This window comes from Nonomuraea sp. KM90 (assembly GCF_052246675.1).
In the GTDB taxonomy this organism is placed as follows: Bacteria; Actinomycetota; Actinomycetes; order Streptosporangiales; family Streptosporangiaceae; genus Nonomuraea.
On record NZ_JBQQCB010000311.1, the window covers coordinates 1 to 2,668 of the forward strand.

The 2,668-nt window shown below is 68.3% G+C and carries 2 protein-coding genes; both read right to left on the reverse strand.

Annotated elements, in window-relative coordinates:
* Nucleotides 1-1,853: tyrosine-type recombinase/integrase (locus ACTWPW_RS63715; protein ID WP_443174961.1), on the reverse strand; the 1,853-nt coding region annotated here is incomplete at its 3' end.
* Nucleotides 1,819-2,668: tyrosine-type recombinase/integrase (locus ACTWPW_RS63720; RefSeq protein ID WP_443174962.1), on the reverse strand; the 850-nt coding region annotated here is incomplete at its 5' end. The genes ACTWPW_RS63715 and ACTWPW_RS63720, both read right to left, overlap by 35 nt.

Sequence of the window (2,668 nt, forward strand, 5' to 3'; positions counted from 1 at the left end):
CGGTGTCGTTCGGCTTCGGCGATCCAGCCTCGATTCTCGGCGTCCTGGGCGAGCGCGTCTGCGTCGACACGCTGGGCGGCGAGGATGGGCAGCGAGCTGGGTTCGGTGTGGAAGCTGGGGCAGTGTTCGCAGATGTTGGCGTAGGTGCAGGCGCCTTGGGCGGGTGCGCGTAGGCAGAAGCCGCCGGCCATTCTGGATTTGATCAGCGGGGTGTCTTTCCAGTCCTTGCCGCCGGTGATGTCGGCCAGGGGCAGGTGGACACGGCCGGGGGCCGGGGTGCGGGCTTGTTGTTTGGCCAGGTCGAGGGCTCGTTCGTATTCGGCGCGGACGGTGGTGTCGAACAGTCGTCCATAGCGCAGGCTCATTTCAGCGGAGGCGTGCCCGAGCAACGCCATCAGCGCCTGCAATGAGACACCGGCGTTCACCAGGGCCGTGGCGTAGGTGTGGCGGAGCTGGTGGGAGGTGATGTGACCGAGCCCGGCTTGCTGGGCGGCGCGATCGAGTTCGGCGCGGACGGCGCCATGACCGAGGCGGCGTCCGTGGTGGGTGAACAGGAACTGAGCCGGACGCCGGTAGCGGGGATGTGGCATGGGTCTGCCGTGCGTTCGGAGCTCGATGGTGCGGTCGATCAGGTCGAGGATTTCTTCATCGAGGGGGACCATGCGTTCGGTCTCCAGCTTTCCGAGGCCGATCTTCAGCCAGCTGCCGTGGCCGGGAACCTCGTGGACGCAGTCGAGCTCCAGGTCCAGGAGTTCCCCGATGCGTAGCCCGCAGGCGCGTTGCAACCTTAGGGCGCAGGCGGCCAGTTGGTTGCCGGGACGGTCGCGGAGCTCTTCGGTCAGGCGGCGATCGGCATCGACGGGCAGGTAGCGGGGCAGCACCTGCGGGAGCTTGGGGTTGTCATCACGGAACACCAGCTTGCGGGCGGGAGCCTCGGCCCAGCCCCACTCGGTGATGTCGGTGAGGAAGCCGGTCAGCGCGGTCACCCGGCGGGAGCGGTCGGCGACGGTGATGGCTTCGCCGTTCTTGGGGTTGACGGCGTCGACCAGGGCGGTGAGGTAGGGCTCGATGTGACGCTGCCGGTCCAACTTGGCGATCGAGGTGAGTCCGGGATCGATGTGGGTGAGGAAGAGGCCGAAGTGTTTGAGCCGGGTGGCGATCGCGGAGACGGTCTTGGGTTGGCAGGTGGCGCGCTTGCGTTCCAGGTAGGCGATCATCGTGGTGCGGATCGGTTCTGCCACCTCGGCTAGCCGCTCCTCGAAGGGGACCGGCCCGCCCATCCTCGGCAGCGTGTCGATAATGCCCAGGTGGAACAGGACCCGCTGGGCGTTGCTGAGCGCGGACAAGTAGTGGCGGTGGTCCTTGCCGGTGCGGGCGCTGCGGGCGACGCAGGCGGCGGCGAACTCTTCCAGGTCGGCCAGGGTGAGCTGTTCAAGGACGGGTCGGGCCTGGATGAGCAGCCGGGCCGGCACTTGAGAGCCGGTGGCCAGACGCACGCGCAAGGAGAAGCCGAGGTGCTCGGCGGCGGTCATGAAGCGCTGCACTCCCGCAGCGATGGGCGAGTCCTCGATCTCTCGCCAGAACGTGGACAGTTTGCGTTCTAGCAGGTAGTCGTAGCCGGGTCGTAGTCGGCGGTGCAGCATGAGGAAGGTGATGATCGGCCGAGTGTGCGCATCGGCCGACAAGCGGATCTCCAACGGTTCGGCGGCCCAGCGCCCGGGGTCGGGCCAACGTTCGAAGAACACTCGCGCGGCCTGCTGATAGGGACGGTTGCCTCGCCCGGTCCGCTGCAGATAGTCGAGGTAGTCGGCGTGCGGGCTATTGCTGGGCGCGGATGCGGCTGCGTGCGGCATCGAACTCGGCTTTCACGTGGGCGGGTGCCAGATGGATATAGCGGGCGGTGGTGTCGACGTGCGCGTGACCGAGCAACGCCTGCATCACCGCGAGGTCGACTCCGGCTTCGGCCAGTGCGGTGCCGAAGGTGTGCCGCAGCGCGTGGGGATGACCTGCGGTGATCCCGCTGACGGCTCGGTGATAGCGGAAGATCGTGCGCAGCCCGGCTGCTGTGAGCGGTCGTCCCCGGTTGGGGCCCTTGGCCACCAGGAACAGCCGCTGCTCGGTCGACTCGGGACGCTCGGCCAGCAGATATACCTGGATGACCGAGGCGACGTCGGCGTCCAACGGGACGCGCCGCTGCCGATCACCCTTGCCGATCACGCTCGCCCAGCGGCCACCGATGTCGGCGTCGGCGACGTTCAAGCCGAGCACCTCGGCCGAGCGCAGCCCGCAATACAGCATCAGGCCCGCGATCGCTCGGTCGCGCCAGGTGTGGAAGCTGGCCAGTAGCTCGGCCGCCTGGGTCTGGGACAGTGCTTTGGGCAGGCGGCGGGGCTCACGCAGCCGTAGCGAGGAGCGATTCTTCGGGCGGCGGATCGTGTGCGCGAGCATCCCGGACCGCTCGCCGGCCACCCGCCAGCGCGCCTCGCGTCCTTTCGGGACCGGGTTGATCGACTCCGGGTCGCGCATCGTGACGAACGTGAACAGCCCCGAGATGGCTGCCAGCCGCCGGTTGATCGTCGTGGCGGCGTACTGATCCATCCGACGGCCCGACAAGGTGACCACGTTCGGGCCGCCGCGACGCCCGGGAACCTTGGCCTCGCGACAGGCG